Source organism: Aminobacter sp. MDW-2, from assembly GCF_014250155.1.
GTDB lineage: Bacteria > Pseudomonadota > Alphaproteobacteria > Rhizobiales > Rhizobiaceae > Aminobacter > Aminobacter ciceronei.
On the sequence record NZ_CP060198.1, the window covers coordinates 401860 to 419274 of the forward strand.

The window sequence follows — 17415 nt, forward strand, 5'->3', positions numbered from 1 at the left end:
GCACAGCTCAAAGGAGTTCCAGAACATGACTACCCTGACCATCCGATCACCCGCCGCCGGCCTCGTTTCGTCGCTGGCTTCGCGGATCGCGGCCGCCCATCGGGCATTCTGGCGGCATCGCGCCCATCGCCGCGCGGTGTGGAGCCTTGGGGAACTTGACGACTACCTGCTCAAGGATATCGGCGTGGCTCGCTCTGAAATCCAGTCGCTTGTCAGCGATCCATCCGGTGACCGGAAGCGCGGCCATGAACACGATGTGGAATAGCGCTAGCTGGCAGTCCGACCCGGGCCCAATCTGCCAGCCTATGCTCAGCAACACCGTACTCGCGCTGCACGGCTCGGCGAATACAGGCAGGCTGTGGCAAGGCACCGCGGGATACCTGCGCGGCCGCCACCGGCTGATCGCGCCTGATCTGTCTCGTTACGGCAGCAATCGGACGGCCGGTAACATCCCCGATGTTGCCGGCGTCGTCATTGGCGTGATGGCGGAGCCGATGCACCTTGTCGGACATGGGCATGGTGCGGCAGTGGCGCTGGAGATCGCGCTGATACGGCCGCAACTGGTCAAAAGCCTGACGCTGATCGAGCCCGCATTGTTCCATCTGCTGCGCGCCGGGGCTCCGTCGGATCTGGCCTTGTTCGCCGAGCTTGCCGGCATGGCCGAGAAACTGGCGACAACAGCACGTGCCTCCGGCCCGTCAGCCGGCATGCGCGCCTATATCGACTTCTGGCATGGCGCAGGGGCCTGGCGCCGGACCAGCGAAAGCCTCCGGCAAGAACTCGTGCGCCATGCCGAGCAAGCGGGCCGTGATCTCGCAACCGCACTTGCCGCAACCTGGCCGGCGAACCGCTGTCGCGCGCTCGGTTGCCCGACGCTTGCGGTGATGGCGCTGGACAGCCCTGTCTTGAGTTTGCGCGTCACCGAAATGGTCGCCGAGGCTATTCCAGGCGCCAGGCTTGCCATCGTTCCCGATGCCGGACATATGGCGCTGCTGACCGCCCCCCACATCGTCAATCCGATGATCGCAGCGCATCTGCGCGCCGCCGACGGAGTGCGCACGGCCCGCAAGTCGCGGCTTTCAACGACGGCACCCTCCCGTTCGATCTGACCGGCCGGCGCTTGCCGGTCGGTGCGTTTGCGTTTCCGAACTGCGGGAGCGCATCCAGCGCCACGAAGCAAGGTCAAACCTCGCCGCTTTCGCCCTCCCCTTTCGATCGCGTTGCCGTTGGCTCGACAGAGCGAGACTGCCCCTCGCGCCCTGGCTGCCGTCATTCCGACAGTCGCCTGCCCCCATCAGCCCTCGCCAAGCCCGATCGTCGCGCGCCGGTGTCTGGTCACAGGCCGTCGTCGTCCCCACACGATCGCTGTTCAAGCAGAACACGCCTGCCCTTTCCAGCCGGCAAGCAGCGCCATGTTTCGCTTTCCACTAAGGACTGAAACAAACGAAACACTTATCGCCATGCTCTGAAAACAGCTCGAAACGGGGCGCCGCTAGAAATGGGACGTCGCCGATGTTGGCGTCACCTCCCAAGAAAGGAACTACCAAATGAAGAAGATCATCCTGGCTGCCGCATCCCTCGCCTTGATGTCGGGCGCAGCGCTCGCGTCGTCGAACAACGGCGTGGTCATGAAGTTCAGCCCGGCATCTCGCGTCATTACCCTCGACAACGGCCACAGCTTCACCGTGCCGCGCGACGTCGGCCTTCCTAATATCCAGATCGGCGAGAAGGTTTCGATCGGGCTCAACGATGAAGGAGACAAGGTCACCAGCGTCCTGCGCTGAACGACACCTCCCCACCGCCAAAGGCAGCTTGATGTTGCCGCAAAGCCATGGGCCGCCCCTGCCCATGGCTTTTTTGCTGTTGGTCGCCACAGCGGCAGGGCTGCGCCGAATACTCCGCCTGATTAGGCGGCCGGCGTCTGGCCATTCTGCTGCTGGCCCTTGGCCTTGGCGTGCCAATCGAAATCGATCGAGCCTTCCTCGGCTTTGTGGAAGAACTGCGAACACACCAGCCAGCCCTTGAGCGGCCGCAACAGTGCCATGCAGCTCAGCACGGTCAGCGGCAAGGTGATGAACAGATGCACCCATAGCGGCAGGCCGAATGCCGTCTGGAACCATGCGCCGAAGGCGAGCGCCGGCACCGCGGCAATGGTCATGGCGAAGAAGGCGGGGCCATCGGCCGGATCGGCGAAGGAATAGTCGAGCCCGCAAACCTCGCAACGCGGCGCAAGCTTCAGGAAGCCCTGGAACAGGTGCCCCATCTGGCAGCGCGGGCAGAGCCCCTTGATACCCGTCTTCATCGGGTTGTCGGTGGGGGTAAACCCCTCTGCCGTATATCTGGACCGAGACATGCACGTCTCCTTCTTGCGGGTCGCAAACATGCGGGCAACGCCACAGCGCGCCCCTACGCCCCGACACATAAGGCGCTTCAGCCTTGCCGACAAGGTGCAATATACATATAATTCACATACATTCCTGACAATTGATGAATGTATGGATCGATTGTATGGAGAATGAGCGCGCCGTAAGACGCCTGCGCGGGTCCGCCCCATGGGGCAAAATGTCCCCCGGGGTGCGTCGACTTTCCGCGCTGCGCAGATCAAGATGGGGGTCTATTGCAAGGTGTGAGCAATACCTGACGACAATCGACGAGTATTACGCTTCGACCAGCAATCGCGCTCAAGCCGATTGTACATGCAAGAGAGGTCCTTGATGTTCGGCCTAACCGCACTCGAACTGGCCCGCATACAGTTCGGCTTTACCATCTCCTTCCACATCATCTTCCCCGCCATCACCATCGGTCTCGCAAGTTACCTCGCGGTGCTGGAAGGCTTGTGGTTGTGGAAGCGCGATACCGTCTACCGCGATCTCTACCATTTCTGGTCGAAGATCTTCGCCGTCAACTTCGCCATGGGCGTCGTCTCCGGCCTCGTCATGGCCTACCAGTTCGGCACCAACTGGAGTTACTTCTCCGCCTTCGCCGGCTCGGTGACCGGGCCGCTGCTCGCCTACGAAGTGCTCACCGCCTTCTTCCTCGAGGCCGGCTTCCTGGGCGTCATGCTGTTCGGCTGGAACCGGGTCGGCCCTGGTTTGCATTTCTTCTCCACCATCATGGTTGCGGTCGGGACGCTGATTTCGGCAACGTGGATTCTCGCCTCCAACAGTTGGATGCAGACCCCGCAAGGCTTCGAAATCGTCAACGGCGTCGTCATCCCGGTGAACTGGTTCGAGATCATCTTCAACCCGTCATTCCCCTACCGCCTGGCGCACATGACCGTCGCCGCCTACCTGGCGACCGCCCTTTTTGTTGGTGCGTCGGGCGCCTGGCATCTGCTGCGCGGCAACGACAACCGCCACACCCGCACCATGATGTCGATGGCGATGTGGATGGTGCTGGTTTCGGCGCCGGTGCAGATTCTGATCGGCGACCTGCACGGCCTCAACACGCTGAAACACCAGCCCGCCAAGATCGCGGCACTCGAAGGCCATTGGGAGAACAAACCCGGCGAAGCCGTGCCGCTGACCCTGTTCGGCTGGCCCGACATGGAGAAAGAAGAGACGCTCTACGCGATCAAGGTTCCGAATCTCGGCAGCCTGATCCTGACCCACAGCTGGGACGGCCAGTTCCCTGGCCTCAAGGAATACGCCAAGGAGGACCGCCCGAACTCGACCGTCGTATTCTGGAGCTTCCGGATCATGGTCGGTCTCGGCATGCTGATGTTGCTGCTCGGTGCCTGGGGGCTATGGCTGCGCTGGCGCCAGCAACTCTATGAAAAGAGGCTGTTCCTGCGCTTCGCCACCTTGATGGGCCCGGCCGGTGTGATCGCCATCCTTGCCGGCTGGTACACCACCGAGATCGGCCGCCAGCCCTGGATCGTCTATGGCGTGATGCGCACCAAGGACGCCGTGTCGAACCATTCGGTGCTGGCGATGAGCACCACCCTCATTGTCTTCGTCGTGGTCTACTTCATCGTCTTCGGCATCGGCACGAGCTACATGCTCAAGCTGGTCGGCAAGGGCCCCGAAGTCGACGAGCATGATCCGGGCGACGACGATATGAGCGGCCGGCCGGCGCGGCCGCTATCTGCCGCCCACGAACAGATCGACATGTTCGCGCAGACTCACGCCGACAGGAAAGGCTGAACCGATGGGCATCGATCTTCCAGTTGTCTGGGCCGTCATCATCGCCTTTGGCCTGATGATGTATGTCATCATGGACGGGTTCGATCTCGGCATCGGCATCCTGTTCCCCTTCGTTCGCGACCGCGAGCAGCGCGACACCATGGTCAACACGGTCGCCCCGGTCTGGGACGGCAACGAGACCTGGCTGGTGCTCGGGGGGGCCGCCCTGATGGCTGCCTTCCCGCTTGCCTATGCCGTCATCCTCAGCGCGCTCTATCTGCCGCTGGTGCTGATGCTGCTCGGGCTGATCTGGCGCGGGGTCGCCTTCGAGTTCCGCTTCAAGGCCGACCAGCATCACAGGGCATTCTGGGACAAGGCCTTTGCCGGCGGCTCCTATGTCGCCACCTTCTTCCAGGGCGTGTCGCTCGGTGCCTTCCTCGACGGCTTCAAGGTCGAAAACAACACCTATGTCGGCGGCGCGCTCGACTGGGTCACGCCTTTCAGCCTGTTCACCGGCTTCGGGCTGATTGTCGCTTATGCACTGTTGGGCAGCACATGGCTGATCATCAAGACTGAAGGCGTGCTGTATGACCGCATGGTCGCACTGGCGCGCCCCATAACGCTTGCCTTGCTGGCCGTCGTCGGCATCGTCAGCCTGTGGACGCCGTTCGCCCATCCCGACATTGCCGAACGCTGGTTCAGCTTCCCGAACATCGTCTTCTTCTCGCCGGTGCCGATCCTGGTCCTTGTCGCCACCTGGCTAATTCTGCGCAGCCTGCAGGGCGCACCACATGCCGGACCGTTCATCCTTGCGCTGTTCGTGCTGTTCCTTGGCTATAGCGGCCTCGGCATCAGCCTGTGGCCGAACATCATCCCACCTGACATCACCATCCGCGAGGCCGCCTCGCCGCCGCAGAGCATGGGCTTTGCACTGGTCGGCGCCCTGTTCATCATCCCCTTCATCCTCGGCTACACCGCATGGTCTTATTACGTGTTCCGCGGCAAGGTGAAAGCCGGCGAGGGCTATCACTGATGGCCGCCCCCTCGCAGGCACCGGTATCGTGGCCGAAGCGGATCGGCTGGCTGATCCTCATCTGGACAGTCAGCGTTCTGGGGCTCGGTGCCGTGGCCTACCTCTTCCGCCTGCTGATGAATATCGCCGGCCTTACCGTGTGAATTGCGGAACGATCTGATGTACAACGACGTCTCCGAGGCGCCCGGCCCGCGCCTGCTTCATGACCGGATCTATGCCGGCGACATTCTTCGCTTCGGCGAACTTGTGCCGATGGCCGACCTCGTCAGCTTCACCCAAACCTTCCTGGAGGATGCGTTCGCGCCCTTCGCACCGGAGGAAATACATCGCCACCTGTCGCATCACGAGCAGACGGAGAGCTTCGCCCAGCGCCAGCGCGATTTCGCCCGGTCGCCGGAGGTCAGGCGGCTGTGGCGCGATGTCTTCGAGGCCTGCGGCCTGGAGGCGGAAGGGCTCGCACGAGATACCCTCTATCTCAGGTTCCAGCCGCACCAGGATCCGGGGAGCGTCGTGCCGCGTGCCCGCACCACCGCCACCATTGCCTTCCACCGCGACACCTGGGGTTCCAACCTCTATGCCCAGACCAATTGGTGGGCGCCGGTCTACGACATCGATGAAGGGCGCACCTTCGCGATCTACCCCTCGCTCTGGGATCGTCCGGTCGCGAACACCAGCGCCGACTTCGACCTTGCCGCGCTGCTGGAGCGGTCGAAGGCTGGTGGTCGCAACGCTGTCGACGCCGACGCGGCGATACCTCATCTGATCGAGGAGCTTGAGGTCGCAGACGCTACGCCGGTGGTCATCGCACCGGGTCAGATCATCGCGTTTTCCAGCGCTCATGCCCATGCCGGCGTGCCGAATTCGACCGGCCTGACCCGTATCTCGCTCGAAACACGCACCTTATGGATCGACGATGTTCGTTCAGGTCGCGGCGCGCCCAATGTCGACGGCTTTGCGCGCTGGATGTCGCCCGGCATGTTTCGCCGGGTGAGTGACGAGGCCCCGCTGCATCAAATCCTTGGCATGAACCGGATCGAGCGTTTCGCCGGCCCACTGCCGAGCGCCATCCCCTAGGGCTACACGACCATCGACGACACCGCCGACTGCTGCACGAGCAGGTCAGCGACTGTCCCAAGGCTTGCGGCAAGCGACGCCTGATTGGGCGCCGCACCCAAACCAAGGCGCACTGCCTCGGGTGCAGGCCCCGAAACCGAGAACGCATCGCTGGTGACGACGCCGATGCCGGCCGAGCGCAGGCGCGCGGCAAAGTCGCTCCGGCTCCAGCCAGATGGAAGCTTCAGCCAGACATGGAAGCCTTCGGCATTTGCCTGCACAAGGCTGGACGGCAGCAGTTGCGACGCGATCGCTTGCCGCTGCCTGGTTTCGCTTCGAATTGCCGCCAGCACGGATTGTGCAACCCCAGTCTCGATCCAGCGCGTGGCAAGCGAGGCCGTCAGAGGCGAGGCCATGCCGGCGGTGGCGCGGATGGCGCCGGCTAGATGGGCTGCCGTGCGCTCCTGCGGCACCACCACATAAGCCACGCGCAGCGCCGGCGCCAGGCACTTGGCCAGGCCGGCAATGTGATAAGTGATTTCGGGTGCGAGGGCCGCGAAAGTGGCCACCGGATTGACCGGCAAGGCGCCATAAGCGTCGTCCTCAACGATCAGCACATTGTGCTGGCGCGCGATCGCCACGATCTGCTCGCGCCGTACCTGCGACAGCGTCGTAGTTGTCGGATTGTGCAGCGTCGGCGTGCAGCAAAGCAGCTTCGGCGCGCGCTTGCGGCACACATCTTCGAACGCTTCGGGAATCAGCCCTTCCTCATCCATCGCCACGCCGGTGACGCCGATGCGCAGATGCTCGGCAACGGCAAGCAGGCCGGGATAGGTCAGCGCCTCGGCGCAGATGGTTTCGCCCGGTGCTGCCAACGCCCCCAGCAGCGCCAGCAACGCCCCTTGCGCGCCCGGACAGACCATCAACCGACCAGGGCCGATATCGCCCAGACGCGGCGCCAGCCACATGGCGCCCGCGGCGCGGTCGCGCAGCGTGCCGCCGGCTTCCTGGTAGCGCATCAATAGGCCGAGCCCGTCGCCGGCCTGCAGTTCGGCGATGCCGTCCCACATCTTTGCTGCGAGCTCCGGATCGTCGAACCGCGGCGGCAGGTTCATGCTCATGTCGACGATACCGGTCACCGTCGACGGCGAGTTGGACGGACGACGCATCCTGACATAGGTGCCCTGCCCGACCCGACCTTCGACCAGCCCGCGCTTGCGCGCCTCGGCATAGGCACGGCTCACCGTGGTGAAATCGATGCCAAGCTGGTCGGCAAGTGTCCGCTGCGGCGGCAGCCGAAAGCCGCCGGGCAAGCGGCCAGACGCGATGTCGACCGACAAGGCGTCGGCAATCGCCAGATACAGCGGCCCGTCGGCCTTCGAGATCGCGGGCGACCAGACGTTGACTGTCATGGTGCAACAGGTTCCATCATCGTTGTCCATATATAGGCATAATGTATGCCCAAGGCCACCATCAATGCGTGGGTCTGGTTGACTGACCCCCCAACTGTTCGATCCGCAGATCCCTGTGGCTCAATCGCGCCCCGGTGGACGACGCCGAATTCGCATGGGATCATTCTGAAACCAATTGTTTAGGCTGGCTCCGGCCTGCCCACTCATGTGGGCGGCCGCGAGAAGACAGGCCGTCTGCGCGACTTGTCGAGACGCTAACCAGGCAAGTTGTTGGCCGGCCTTGCGATCACTCCAAGGGTTGGCTCGTCGATTGGATTAGGAATCGACCGCGACCAAGCGTGGTCGTCCCTCAGTCGTGGCTTCGCTAAGGTATATCCGTCTCTCGTATGAAAGATCGAACCGTTTCAATGTCCCACGACAGTGGGCGATCGTCGGCATAATGCGCGACACGTTCACGAACCGAGCGATAGATCGCATCCGTTCCAGGCGCGCGCGTTTCGTCGCCAGCCAGGAAGTCATGCGCTTGGGCTGCCGCCATCAATTCAATTGCCAGGATATATTCGGCGTTGTCGATGACCGCCAGCAGCTTGTTGGCGGCAACGGTCGGATGGGCGAGGAAATCTTCCTGCAACCCTGAGGTAACGCCGCCGTCGGTTGCAGCTGGGGCTGCGAGGCGGCGGTTTACATTGCTCAACGAGGCGGCAGTGTACTGCGCGATCATGAAGCCGGAATTGCAGCCGCCTTCGCTGGCGAGAAATGCTGGCAGATTGTTGACGAGAGGGTTGACCAGACGATCAATCCGCCGTTCGCTCATCCCCGCCACCTGAGCCAGCGCGATCGTCAGGCTGTCGGCCGCCTGACCCAGCGCCGGCGCAACGGCATGAGCCTCCGAAAAGACCAGCGGGTTTTCCAGCGTACCCGATACCGCCGGATTGTCGGTGACTGAGGCGAGCTCGCGATCGACAAGTTGCGCCGAACGCTCCGTCACTTCAAGCGCTGCACCGTGCACATGAGGCACGGCACGAAGGCTGAGTGCGTCCTGCGTCCGGCGCCCGCGTGCCGCGCTTATCAGGCCGCTGCCTTCGAGCAAAGCACGCAGCGTAACGCCCACCGCCTGGATGCCGGGTGACGGCCGCATGGCGAGCACCCGCTCGTCAAATGCCTCCATCTGACCACCCGCGGCTTCAAGCGTCAGCGCCGCCGCAGCATCAGCCCAGCGCAATAGCCGCTCGACGCGCGCCAGCGCTACACACAGGAGCCCAGTTGCGCAGGCGGTGCCGTTTACCAGGCTCAATCCTTCTTTGGCGCCAAGCACCAATGGCTCAACTCCAATTGCAGCCAGCGCATCACGGCCATTCATTCGGCGCCCGGCAACTTGCGCCCTGCCCTCACCGATCAAGACCAGCGCAATGTGAGCATTGTGCGTGAGATATCCGGCTGACCCTCGTGACGGAACTTCCGGGATGCAGTCACATTCCAGGAAGCGCAGCAAATGCAGAACGATCTCAGGGCGCACGCCAGAGTGACCATGTGCAAAGTTGGCCACCTGAGATGCGATAATGGCCCGGACGCTGTGCTCAGGCACTGGTTCGCCCACCCCGCAGGCATGGCTGAGGATTATGTTGCGCGACAGTTTTTCCTGCAAAGCTGGTTCGACTACCGTGTTCGAAAGCGCGCCGACCCCAGTGTTCACACCGTAAGCACGCACGCCGTTCTCAACGATACGCGTCACGATACGATTGGCATGTGCAACGCGTTCCCAGGCGGCTGGGGCAAGAGCCAGCATCTCACCTGAGGCAACCCGCGCGATATCGCGCCAATTTGGAGGGGTATCGATTGATATTACCATGGCATGCTCGCGAGATGGCTCATTGGTGACAGATGGCAGATGGCTGGCATCGGATTTGAGACGAGCCGCGACAACGCATCGGCTCGCACCAGTATTCCTCTGTCGGGGCCAACAGGCTGCAGACGCGCCTCCGCCAACTTGAGGTTCGCGCGCTGGAGCGAAGGTCATTCCTGCAGTCGCATGAGCAGCCATTGTGACGCCTGCCCACGCTAGCGTTTTTGATAAATGAGCGGTTCCGACAACCAGGCTACGAAAGCGACCTGGACCGGTCGAAAATGCTGCACCAAGAGCTGCCAGACAGGCTGGGCGGAAGATAGCTGTCCTCCACTCCAACCCGGAAGCCGGTGGGCATACCAACTCCGGCGCTACAGCTCGGCTCAAGGCATTCTGACCACGACACCCAAGCTGTCCGGCTGCACCAGCAGCGGCCGGACAGCGGATCGAGTGCTTGCCTCCCTCACTTACAGGTGCAAAAGCCCAGATCTGCCGGTTAAAAACCGCAATCGACAGGCTATTCCTTGCAGCCTCCCGATCAATCTGATTCCCTGAGCCGGTCCGATTCGGGCAGGGGCGCTGCGCAGGAAACGGAACCATGAACACTTCCAAGAAACCTGAGATCTCGGAAATGAGGCCGAAGCTGACCGTTATCGGTGTCGGCGGCGGTGGCGGCAACGCCGTCAACAACATGATTGCCGAAGGTCTCGAGGGCACAGAGTTCATCGTCGCAAACACCGATGCTCAGGCGCTGACCATGTCGAAGGCCTCGAAGCTGGTTCAGCTCGGCTCGATGGTGACAGAGGGTCTCGGTGCCGGCTCCATGCCGGAGGTCGGTCAGGCGGCAGCCGAGGAATCGATCCATGAAATCATGGATCAGCTCTCCGGCACGCATATGTGCTTCGTGACCGCCGGCATGGGCGGCGGCACCGGAACGGGCGCCGCACCTGTGATCGCACGGGCAGCACGCGCGGCAGGCATCCTCACCGTTGCCATCGTCACCAAGCCGTTCACCTTCGAAGGCAAGCGGCGCATGCAGATGGCCGAACAGGGCATCGAGCTTTTGCGCCAGGCCGCCGACACGGTCATCGTCATTCCGAACCAGAACCTGTTCCGCATCGCCAACGCCAAGACCACCTTCGAGGATGCGTTCGGCATCGCCGACAAGGTGCTCTACTCCGGCGTCAGCTGCATCACCAACCTGATCGTCAAGGAAGGCCTGATCAATCTCGACTTCGCCGACGTGAAGACGGTGATGCGCGACATGGGCCGCGCCATGATGGGTACGGGCGTCGGCAGCGGCGAAAACCGCGCCAGCAAGGCGGCCGAAGCGTCGATCGCCAACCCGCTCATTGACGAAAACTCGATCAAGGGCGCCAGGGGCGTGCTGATCTCGATCTCGGGCGGCATGGACATGACGCTGTTCGAGGTCGACGAAGCCGCCACCCGCATCCGCGAGGAGGTAGGTGATGAAGCCGACATCATCGTTGGCGCGATCTTCGACAATTCGCTGCAAGGCCAATTCAAGGTCTCGGTCGTGGCCACCGGCCTGGCCGTGCCGACGTCGCAAGGCGAGCCGGTCGTCAACATGCGCGGCGAGCCGGGTTCGATGCAGCCCTACCACTGAGGTTGAGCTACCCAGCCGCTGCCGCGGCTGGGAGGCCGGCCGGCTCAGTCCCTGTTTCTTGTCATCTCGGCGGCAAAGGTGAAGTGGCGCATCACCAATGCCTGCAGGTGCTCGGACAAGCCGGCTTTCGCCACCGCCTGGCGCATGCATGTCAGCCAGAGATCGCGCAGTTCCGGGCCAATCGCCACGTGCTCGTGGATTTCCTTCAGCCGCGAATGCCCGTGCTTCTGAACGTAATAGCTCGGACCGCCGAAAAAGCCTGAGAGATAGTTGAACTGTTCCTCACGCGAATGCGCGACGCCATGCCCCCTGAGATGCAACAGATGCAGCTCGGCTGCAGCCTCGTCCTGCTCGACGATGTCGTAGAAGATTTCGACCAGCCGGCGTACGGCCTCTTCGCCTCCCAGCTCGAGATAGAGCGAACGCCCCTTTGGCTGTACAGTTTCATTCACGACAGGCGACCTCCTCCCAGTTGCGATCCGTGTCGCACTGACTGTCCGGACATCCGGCATCGCATTGTCAAAGCCTAGCAGCAGAGCCCCTGACGACAAGGGTGGCATACTGCGACTTATTAGCCATCGCTCATTCGTCCCATCACTCATTCGTCGGTGACGATGATGTCCATCGGAATGTCGTGCGGCTGCGGATAGATCGTGGCGATCCGGCTGCCTGCGTAGCCGACGCCGACGACGAGCGGTCGCTTGGGCATCGCGGCAAGGGTGCGATCGAAAAAGCCGCCGCCATAGCCCAGCCGGTAGTTTGCCCCGTCGAACCCCACGACCGGCGCGATGACGACATCGGGCAGGATCGCCGGACCATCGGCGGGAACGAGGATGTTCCAGACACCGCGTTCGAGCGGATCGCCCGGCGACCAGGCACGGAACTCCAGCGGCCAAGCCTTCTTGATGACGACAGGCAAGGCGATCCTGCCGCCGCGCCCGATCACCCGGACGGCCCAGTTGCGCAGATCCGGCTCGCCGCGGAATGGCCAATAGACACTGACGGTGTGGCCGCTGACCTTGCCGATTGCCAGGTCGAGTTCGGCAGCGATGCGATCGGAGCGAGCCTTGCGTTCCTCGGGATCGGCAAGCAGTCGCTCGTCGATCAGGCGCGCCCGCTCCGCCTTGCGCCATCGCGCGACATCAGGCCACGCGTCCATGGGAGCCGTATCAGTCCGGAAGCCCGGTTCCAGTTCATGCATGAAGCAAGGAGGCGAAGCGTATTCGCGCGTTTCGGGAGGAGCGCCTTTTTGGTCAGACATCATCTTCGTGTCCCGTCTTGGCGGCGAGATCGATCTCGACACGGAAAAGCTGCGCTCCGTCACTCCGAAAGGCAAACGGATTTAAATGCTGCATTGATGCAATTTTTTTGCACTAATGGCGTATGGATATCGACCGCGCCCGCACGTTTCTCGAGATCGTTCATTGCGGCAGCTTCCTCAGGGCCGCCGACCGGCTCCATGTCACCCAGACGACCGTCAGCGCCCGCATCCGTACGCTCGAGGACGAGCTCGGCCGCCAACTGTTCGTTCGCAATCGCAACGGCGCGCAACTGACCCCGGCCGGCCGCGAGTTCGAGCGCTTCGCCCAATCCTTCGTCCAGATCTGGGAGCGCGCCCGCTACCAGCTGGCTATCCCCTCCGGGCGGACAAGCGTCGTCGCGCTCGGAGGCGAGCTCAGCCTGTGGAACCCGCTGCTGCTCGACTGGCTGGTGTGGATGAAGAAAGCCAGGCCCGAGATTGCCGTTCACGCCCATGTCGGCGTGCCGGACCAGTTGCTCGACCAGCTCAGGAACGGGGTGCTCGACATCGCCGTGCTCTATGCGCCGAAGCTTTTGCCCGGCTTCAAGGTCGAGATCCTCCAGGAAGAGCAGCTCGTGCTGGTCAGGACCTTGCCCGGCAATGGCAGGCCGGAGGCCGACACCTATGTCTATGTCGACTGGGGGCCGCTGTTCGCCGCCCAGCACGATGCCAGCTCGACCGCGTTTGGCGAGCCCGGACTTGTCGTCGGTCTCGGCCCGCTCGGCCTGAGCTACATCCTGCGCGCCGGCGGAACGGGCTACTTCCGCAAGGGCGTGGTTGCCCCGCTGATCGCCGCGGGCGAGCTGGAAACCGTCGAAGGCGCGCCCGAATTTACCTATCCGGTCTACGCCGTCTGGCCCGAAGCCAACGAAGCACGAGCCGATGTGCAGGAGGCGCTGGCTGGGCTGAGGCAGACTGTCCGGTAAAGGAGCGCCCCAAGGCAGGGGCGCCCGCAACGCGGGTCATGCGCTGCCGATGACCCGCATCAACCGCAGATCGTGACTGCGCCGATGTTGCCGGCACGCGGCCGCAAGGGCAGCACCAAGAACCTCGATGTCGGACACTTCATGCGGCCGCCAGCCGCAAGGGCAGCCATCGGGGCAGGCATGAACGTCGGCCACTTCGCGATAGATCGACCCGACCGCCTGCGCGGCTAGCCGCATCACCGCAATCGGAGACAGGCCTGTCTTGTGCATGACTTCGCAAAACTCATTCATGATCGTTGCGCGGATATGCGCCGACGCCTCTTCACTGCGGCGTTCGATCTCGGCCATCTTTGACACTCGATAGTCTCCATCTGATATGTTGTCCCGCGACAGTCCGGCCCTGCCTCAGGCAGGACGGCGTAGATCTGCCGCGGCGGTCTTGTCCTGATCCAAGACGAAATCGGAGGCGATTGCCCGCAGCGCCCGGCGCGCTGCGTCTAGCTTGCGCATCGCCTCGAACATCGTCTCGCGGTCGGCGCGGTGGCGCTCCAGCTCAACCGCGAAAACGGCATTGCCCACACTGTGGGGTTCCGGCACGGCATTGACGCGCTTCAGGCTCAGATCAGCCTGACGCCTTGCCCGGCGAACCTGGGCGCCCAGCGCTTCGACCTCGGCGAACGTCTCGCGATATCGGCGCATCCCATCGCCCTGCGCCTCGCCGGCATCCTTGAAGGGGTTGACATGCATCATGACCTGCTGACCCCTGGCGCAAGCTCGTTGTCGCGGATGCGTGGAAAAGTCTCGCGGCCAGCGATGACGACCGGCTCTTCCGCAGCATAGGAGTCTGTCGAAAGCGGCTTGGGCTCGACACCCTTGCCGTATTGCAGTTTCTGCCAGTGCCCAGGTTGTGGGCGAGCTATGTCATGACGATCGCAGGCCTGCGCCACCTGCTGGTCGCGCACGCCAAGCTGCACGGCGATCTCGGTCATCGGCCGTGACCAGACCAATTGATGAAGCTCGGCCCGCGTCAGTTCGACAGCTTGGCTGGTCGTACGCAGACCCAGCCTGCTGATCCGATGCGTCCCAACATTCATCGCCGAAAGAGCTATTGCCACGACCTGGACCCATCGTGCCGACGGTGGCCGTTGCGGCCGTCCTGTCCCGAGCACAACCGGATCATACAAAACATGACTATAATTATCAAGTTTAGTTTGGCCCCGAATTTTGCTCTGTCGGCGACGGCCGGAGCCTTCGCCGACGGGCATGAGTTTGCGCACCGAAGCCTTAGGCCGCGTGGCCCGGCGCGTCGTCGTCCTCCGCCTCCGGCTCCGATTGCTCGAAGCTGGCTTGCCAGGTCGTGATCCTTTGGCGGCGTGCTTCATCTCCCAGGCACTCGGCCAGACGGACCTTCTGTCGCAGCGCGACACGCAACGCAGCCCGGGCATGGCGCCCGGCAGGCGCCTGGCCGGCGTCGAGGTCCCTGCCCGTCTCCAGCGCGTCGTCGACATAGGCCTTGCCGGCGAGAGCCTCGGCGGTGCCGAAACGGCTCATCAATTCCTGAAACTCGCTATGCAGGGTCAGGTCGAACGGCCGGTCCTTGCCCAGCGGATCGATGACCGGATTGCCCGGATGCAGCGAGCCGACTGGCAACAGGCCAGATGGGATCGGCGTGTTGGCCGAATGCGTGCGGCCTCCCTTCAGAAGCTTCGGCAGATGATGGGTATGCGGTCCCTCGGGAGAAACCCCGCCCGTGTCGGGTCCACCGATCTTCTGGTAGACCTCGACACGGCCGATATTGGTCAAGGCGATCCGATGCGGATGGACCGCAAGGATCGCCGGCATCGCCTCATTGCCATGCTCGAACAGCGAACGGCCGAGATTGGCGCGCAAGACGGCCAGCAGCTTTGGCTCGCTGGTGCGGATGCAGAAGTCGCATTGGGGCCCATGTCGAACAGGATGCCGGTGCGGTCGATACCCCGGATCGCGTGATCGTCCGGCCCGATCTCACTCAGCACGCTCCTGCTGCCGCGCCGCGCCTTGGCTTCAGGAAGGCACAACGCCACCGCCTGGCTCCAGCGATGCCGCTTCGGACTGAGCGTCTCGTAGGCGACAGGCACCAGTTCGCTCAACGTGCCGCGATCGACACGAATACCGCTCCGCCGGGTAGCCCGGGTCAGCAGGTGAGTGTCGTCTATCACCGCAACCTCGCCGTCATCCTGATGGAACTCGGCAATGGCGCCAAACGTGCCCATGCTCCATCCGCTGCGCCAGTCGGTCAGGTGGTGACGCAGCAACTGCTCGAGGTAACTCATGGTCGTGCTCCGGTATCGACGGCAACGAGATCGAGCGGCTGGACAACCAGCCCGCCCGCTGTCTCGCCGAAGAAGGCTTCGACGCCATAGACGTCGCGCAGGGTTTGGGCGGTCAGCACTTCATCAGGCGGGCCGTCGGCGACGATCCTGCCGGCGTCGATGAGCAGCAGTCGGGTGCACCAGCGGGCGGCGAGCCCGAGGTCGTGCAGCGAAGCCACGACGCTTCGTCCGCTGCTCGCGAGATCGGCAAACAGGCGCATCAGCGTGATCTGGTGCGACGGGTCGAGGCCCGATGTCGGTTCATCGGCGAGCAGCAGCGGCGTCTCTTGTGCCAGCGCCCGGGCGATCAGCACACGCGCCTTTTCGCCACCCGAAAGCTCGGTCGCAGCGCGGTCCCGAAAGCTGTCGACTTCCATCTTGCGCATTGCGGCGTCGATGGCGTTGCGGTCGGCAAGGGCGAGCGAGGCGAAACTTGGCCGATGGGGCGAGCGACCGAGGCCGACCAGCATCTCGACCGGCACGGCCCAGGCGATCTCGCGCTCCTGGGCGACGTAGGCCATATGCCGAGCGCGCTCCCTCGCGGAGACATGAGCGGCGGCGAGCGCACCCAACGCGATTGCGCCGTCTGCCGGTGTCAGTCCGAGCAATGCGCGCAGCAAGGTCGACTTGCCGGCTCCGTTCGGGCCGATCAGGCCGACAAACTCACCCGCCATGACGGAAAAGGACACGCCGTTGAGCACCGGCCGGCCGCCGAGCGACGCCCTGAGATCTTGAACATCGAGCAGCATCAGGCAAGCTTCCTTCTCGTGCGATAGACAAGCCACAGGAAGAACGGCGCGCCGACGATTGCGGTCAGAACGCCGAGCTTGAGGTCGCGGCCGGGCGCGACGAGCCGGACAAGGATGTCGGCGGCAAGCAGCATGCAGGCACCGCCCAGGGCGCTCGCCGGCAGCAGCCACGACGGGCGCGCGCCGACAAGCGGCCTCAGCATGTGCGGGATGACGAGCCCGACGAAACCTATGGCGCCCGACACCGCCGTTGCAGCGCCGACGGAAGCCGCCGTGCCGAACACGGCCAGCAACTGCACGCGGCGCATGTCGATGCCCATGCTCGCTGCCGTCTCGTTGCCAAGTGTCAACGCATCGAGCGCCCGTCCCAGGGCCGCAAGCATCGCCCAGCCGACGAGCATGAACGGCAAGGCGAGCCAGACATGGGTCATCGACCTGTCGGTCAGCGAGCCGAGCATCCAGAACATAATCTCGAGCGCGGCGAACGGATTGGGCGACAGGTTGAGCGCCAGCGAAGTCATCGCGCCGGCAAAGCTCGACACGGCGACACCTGCCAGGATGATGGTCAAGGTGCTGCCGCGCAGGCCGGCAAGTGCCTGGACCACGACGACGGCGAGCACGGCGGCAGCCAATGCCGCCAGCGGCAAGGCAAGCGGGAAGACAATCGTCAGGCCGGAATAGATGGCGATCACCGCGCCCAGCGAAGCTGAAGCGCTGACGCCGATCAGGCCCGGCTCGGCCAGCGGATTGCGCAGATAGCCTTGAAGTGCCGCACCGGAAAGCCCGAGTGTAGCACCGACCATCAGGCCGAGCAGCGCGCGCGGCAGGCGGATCTCACGCATGATCAGCTCGATGGCGCCGGCCTTGTCGGAAAACAATGCAGCGATGCTGTCGCCGAAGCCGAGGCCCGCCGGACCGACGGTGAGCGAAAGCAGGAACAGAATGGTGGCCAGGATGGCAAGAACGGCAAGCACGAGCCTGTAGCGGGACATGTCGC

General features: G+C 63.6%; 18 protein-coding genes and 2 pseudogenes. 9 read left to right on the forward strand and 11 right to left on the reverse strand.

Annotated features, from left to right (window positions below; genetic code table 11):
• Positions 1-25: 25 nt before the first annotated feature.
• From H5P29_RS30525 to H5P29_RS30535, 3 genes and pseudogenes are all read left to right on the forward strand, one after another.
• Positions 26-214, forward strand: a pseudogene (locus tag H5P29_RS30525) (DUF1127 domain-containing protein); the annotation flags it as partial.
• Between the two features lie 31 nt (positions 215-245).
• Entirely contained in the window at positions 246-1109 is an 864-nt protein-coding gene (locus tag H5P29_RS30530; protein WP_154384328.1) for an alpha/beta fold hydrolase, read from the forward strand.
• A 438-nt stretch (positions 1110-1547) separates the two neighbouring features.
• A complete protein-coding gene (locus H5P29_RS30535) occupies positions 1548-1784 on the forward strand; it encodes a DUF1344 domain-containing protein (protein ID WP_067967820.1) in 237 nt (78 codons plus the stop codon).
• A 122-nt stretch (positions 1785-1906) separates the two neighbouring features.
• Here the strand turns inward: H5P29_RS30535 and H5P29_RS30540 are convergent, their stop codons facing one another.
• A complete protein-coding gene (locus tag H5P29_RS30540) occupies positions 1907-2353 on the reverse strand; it encodes a DUF983 domain-containing protein (protein ID WP_067968489.1) in 447 nt (148 codons plus the stop codon).
• 361 nt (positions 2354-2714) lie between these two features.
• Here H5P29_RS30540 and H5P29_RS30545 point away from each other — a divergent pair, with 361 nt between their 5' ends.
• Genes H5P29_RS30545 through H5P29_RS30560 form a run of 4 tightly spaced genes read left to right on the forward strand, consistent with a single transcriptional unit; the run spans position 2715 to position 6231 of the window.
• Complete coding sequence (locus tag H5P29_RS30545) at positions 2715-4145, forward strand: cytochrome ubiquinol oxidase subunit I (RefSeq protein ID WP_154384327.1); 1431 nt, start codon at positions 2715-2717, stop codon at positions 4143-4145.
• A 4-nt stretch (positions 4146-4149) separates the two neighbouring features.
• Positions 4150-5157: a cytochrome d ubiquinol oxidase subunit II gene (gene cydB / locus H5P29_RS30550; protein WP_154384326.1), complete on the forward strand. Its 1008-nt coding sequence runs from the start codon at positions 4150-4152 to the stop codon at positions 5155-5157.
• Positions 5157-5300, forward strand: a complete 144-nt coding sequence (locus H5P29_RS30555) for a DUF2474 domain-containing protein (RefSeq protein ID WP_083948827.1) — start codon at positions 5157-5159, stop codon at positions 5298-5300. Before cydB ends, H5P29_RS30555 begins: the two co-directional genes overlap by 1 nt.
• A 16-nt stretch (positions 5301-5316) precedes the next feature.
• Positions 5317-6231 carry a hypothetical protein gene (locus tag H5P29_RS30560; protein WP_154384325.1) on the forward strand — a complete coding sequence of 305 codons (915 nt, stop codon included), beginning with the start codon at positions 5317-5319 and terminating at the stop codon, positions 6229-6231.
• A 2-nt stretch (positions 6232-6233) separates the two neighbouring features.
• Here H5P29_RS30560 and H5P29_RS30565 read toward each other — a convergent pair whose 3' ends face one another.
• Positions 6234-7622: a PLP-dependent aminotransferase family protein gene (locus H5P29_RS30565; protein ID WP_154384324.1), complete on the reverse strand. Its 1389-nt coding sequence runs from the start codon at positions 7620-7622 to the stop codon at positions 6234-6236.
• Positions 7623-7986: 364 nt separating this feature from the next.
• Positions 7987-9471 carry a histidine ammonia-lyase gene (hutH, locus tag H5P29_RS30570; RefSeq protein ID WP_154384323.1) on the reverse strand — a complete coding sequence of 495 codons (1485 nt, stop codon included), beginning with the start codon at positions 9469-9471 and terminating at the stop codon, positions 7987-7989.
• Positions 9472-10063: 592 nt separating this feature from the next.
• Here hutH and ftsZ point away from each other — a divergent pair.
• Complete coding sequence (gene ftsZ / locus H5P29_RS30575) at positions 10064-11092, forward strand: cell division protein FtsZ (RefSeq protein ID WP_154384322.1); 1029 nt, start codon at positions 10064-10066, stop codon at positions 11090-11092.
• 44 nt (positions 11093-11136) lie between these two features.
• Here ftsZ and H5P29_RS30580 read toward each other — a convergent pair whose 3' ends face one another.
• Both H5P29_RS30580 and H5P29_RS30585 read right to left on the reverse strand, forming a co-directional pair.
• Positions 11137-11544, reverse strand: a complete 408-nt coding sequence (locus H5P29_RS30580; protein ID WP_185910440.1) for a group II truncated hemoglobin — start codon at positions 11542-11544, stop codon at positions 11137-11139.
• Between the two features lie 146 nt (positions 11545-11690).
• A complete protein-coding gene (locus H5P29_RS30585) occupies positions 11691-12353 on the reverse strand; it encodes a 5-formyltetrahydrofolate cyclo-ligase (protein ID WP_246670721.1) in 663 nt (220 codons plus the stop codon).
• Between the two features lie 122 nt (positions 12354-12475).
• Here H5P29_RS30585 and H5P29_RS30590 point away from each other — a divergent pair, with 122 nt between their 5' ends.
• On the forward strand, positions 12476-13318 hold the full coding sequence (locus H5P29_RS30590) for a LysR family transcriptional regulator (RefSeq protein WP_154384319.1): 843 nt from the start codon (positions 12476-12478) through the stop codon (positions 13316-13318).
• 36 nt (positions 13319-13354) lie between these two features.
• Here H5P29_RS30590 and H5P29_RS30595 read toward each other — a convergent pair whose 3' ends face one another.
• The 6 genes and pseudogenes from H5P29_RS30595 to H5P29_RS30620 all read right to left on the reverse strand — a co-directional run bounded on the left by H5P29_RS30595 (position 13355) and on the right by H5P29_RS30620 (position 17410).
• On the reverse strand, positions 13355-13666 hold the full coding sequence (locus H5P29_RS30595) for a hypothetical protein (protein ID WP_154384318.1): 312 nt from the start codon (positions 13664-13666) through the stop codon (positions 13355-13357).
• A gap of 57 nt (positions 13667-13723) precedes the next feature.
• Positions 13724-14068, reverse strand: a complete 345-nt coding sequence (locus H5P29_RS30600; RefSeq protein WP_067967796.1) for a hypothetical protein — start codon at positions 14066-14068, stop codon at positions 13724-13726.
• A complete protein-coding gene (locus tag H5P29_RS30605) occupies positions 14065-14307 on the reverse strand; it encodes a hypothetical protein (protein ID WP_154384317.1) in 243 nt (80 codons plus the stop codon). The genes H5P29_RS30600 and H5P29_RS30605 overlap by 4 nt, the downstream gene beginning before the upstream one ends.
• Before the next feature lie 295 nt (positions 14308-14602).
• Positions 14603-15630 (reverse strand): annotated as a pseudogene (locus H5P29_RS33020) (hypothetical protein).
• Positions 15627-16421 (reverse strand): ABC transporter ATP-binding protein, encoded by a 795-nt coding sequence (locus H5P29_RS30615; protein ID WP_185910451.1) that lies wholly within the window; start codon positions 16419-16421, stop codon positions 15627-15629. Before H5P29_RS30615 ends, H5P29_RS33020 begins: the two are co-directional and overlap by 4 nt.
• A complete protein-coding gene (locus H5P29_RS30620) occupies positions 16418-17410 on the reverse strand; it encodes an iron ABC transporter permease (protein ID WP_154384488.1) in 993 nt (330 codons plus the stop codon). The genes H5P29_RS30615 and H5P29_RS30620 overlap by 4 nt, the downstream gene beginning before the upstream one ends.
• Between the last annotated feature and the right edge of the window lie 5 nt (positions 17411-17415).

Excerpts from the sequence above, each read along its gene's own strand:
- H5P29_RS30605 (WP_154384317.1), bottom strand. The coding sequence starts at position 14,307 with ATGACCGAGATCGCCGTGCAGCTTGGCGTGCGCGACCAGCAGGTGGCG.
- H5P29_RS30535 (WP_067967820.1), top strand. The coding sequence starts at position 1,548 with ATGAAGAAGATCATCCTGGCTGCCGCATCCCTCGCCTTGATGTCGGGC.
- ftsZ (WP_154384322.1), top strand. The coding sequence starts at position 10,064 with ATGAACACTTCCAAGAAACCTGAGATCTCGGAAATGAGGCCGAAGCTG.
- H5P29_RS30585 (WP_246670721.1), bottom strand. The coding sequence starts at position 12,353 with ATGTCTGACCAAAAAGGCGCTCCTCCCGAAACGCGCGAATACGCTTCG.
- hutH (WP_154384323.1), bottom strand. The coding sequence starts at position 9,471 with ATGGTAATATCAATCGATACCCCTCCAAATTGGCGCGATATCGCGCGG.
- H5P29_RS30565 (WP_154384324.1), bottom strand. The coding sequence starts at position 7,622 with ATGACAGTCAACGTCTGGTCGCCCGCGATCTCGAAGGCCGACGGGCCG.
- H5P29_RS30590 (WP_154384319.1), top strand. The coding sequence starts at position 12,476 with ATGGATATCGACCGCGCCCGCACGTTTCTCGAGATCGTTCATTGCGGC.
- H5P29_RS30530 (WP_154384328.1), top strand. The coding sequence starts at position 246 with ATGAACACGATGTGGAATAGCGCTAGCTGGCAGTCCGACCCGGGCCCA.
- H5P29_RS30595 (WP_154384318.1), bottom strand. The coding sequence starts at position 13,666 with ATGGCCGAGATCGAACGCCGCAGTGAAGAGGCGTCGGCGCATATCCGC.
- H5P29_RS30560 (WP_154384325.1), top strand. The coding sequence starts at position 5,317 with ATGTACAACGACGTCTCCGAGGCGCCCGGCCCGCGCCTGCTTCATGAC.
- H5P29_RS30600 (WP_067967796.1), bottom strand. The coding sequence starts at position 14,068 with ATGATGCATGTCAACCCCTTCAAGGATGCCGGCGAGGCGCAGGGCGAT.
- cydB (WP_154384326.1), top strand. The coding sequence starts at position 4,150 with ATGGGCATCGATCTTCCAGTTGTCTGGGCCGTCATCATCGCCTTTGGC.
- H5P29_RS30555 (WP_083948827.1), top strand. The coding sequence starts at position 5,157 with ATGGCCGCCCCCTCGCAGGCACCGGTATCGTGGCCGAAGCGGATCGGC.
- H5P29_RS30540 (WP_067968489.1), bottom strand. The coding sequence starts at position 2,353 with ATGTCTCGGTCCAGATATACGGCAGAGGGGTTTACCCCCACCGACAAC.
- H5P29_RS30620 (WP_154384488.1), bottom strand. The coding sequence starts at position 17,410 with ATGTCCCGCTACAGGCTCGTGCTTGCCGTTCTTGCCATCCTGGCCACC.
- H5P29_RS30545 (WP_154384327.1), top strand. The coding sequence starts at position 2,715 with ATGTTCGGCCTAACCGCACTCGAACTGGCCCGCATACAGTTCGGCTTT.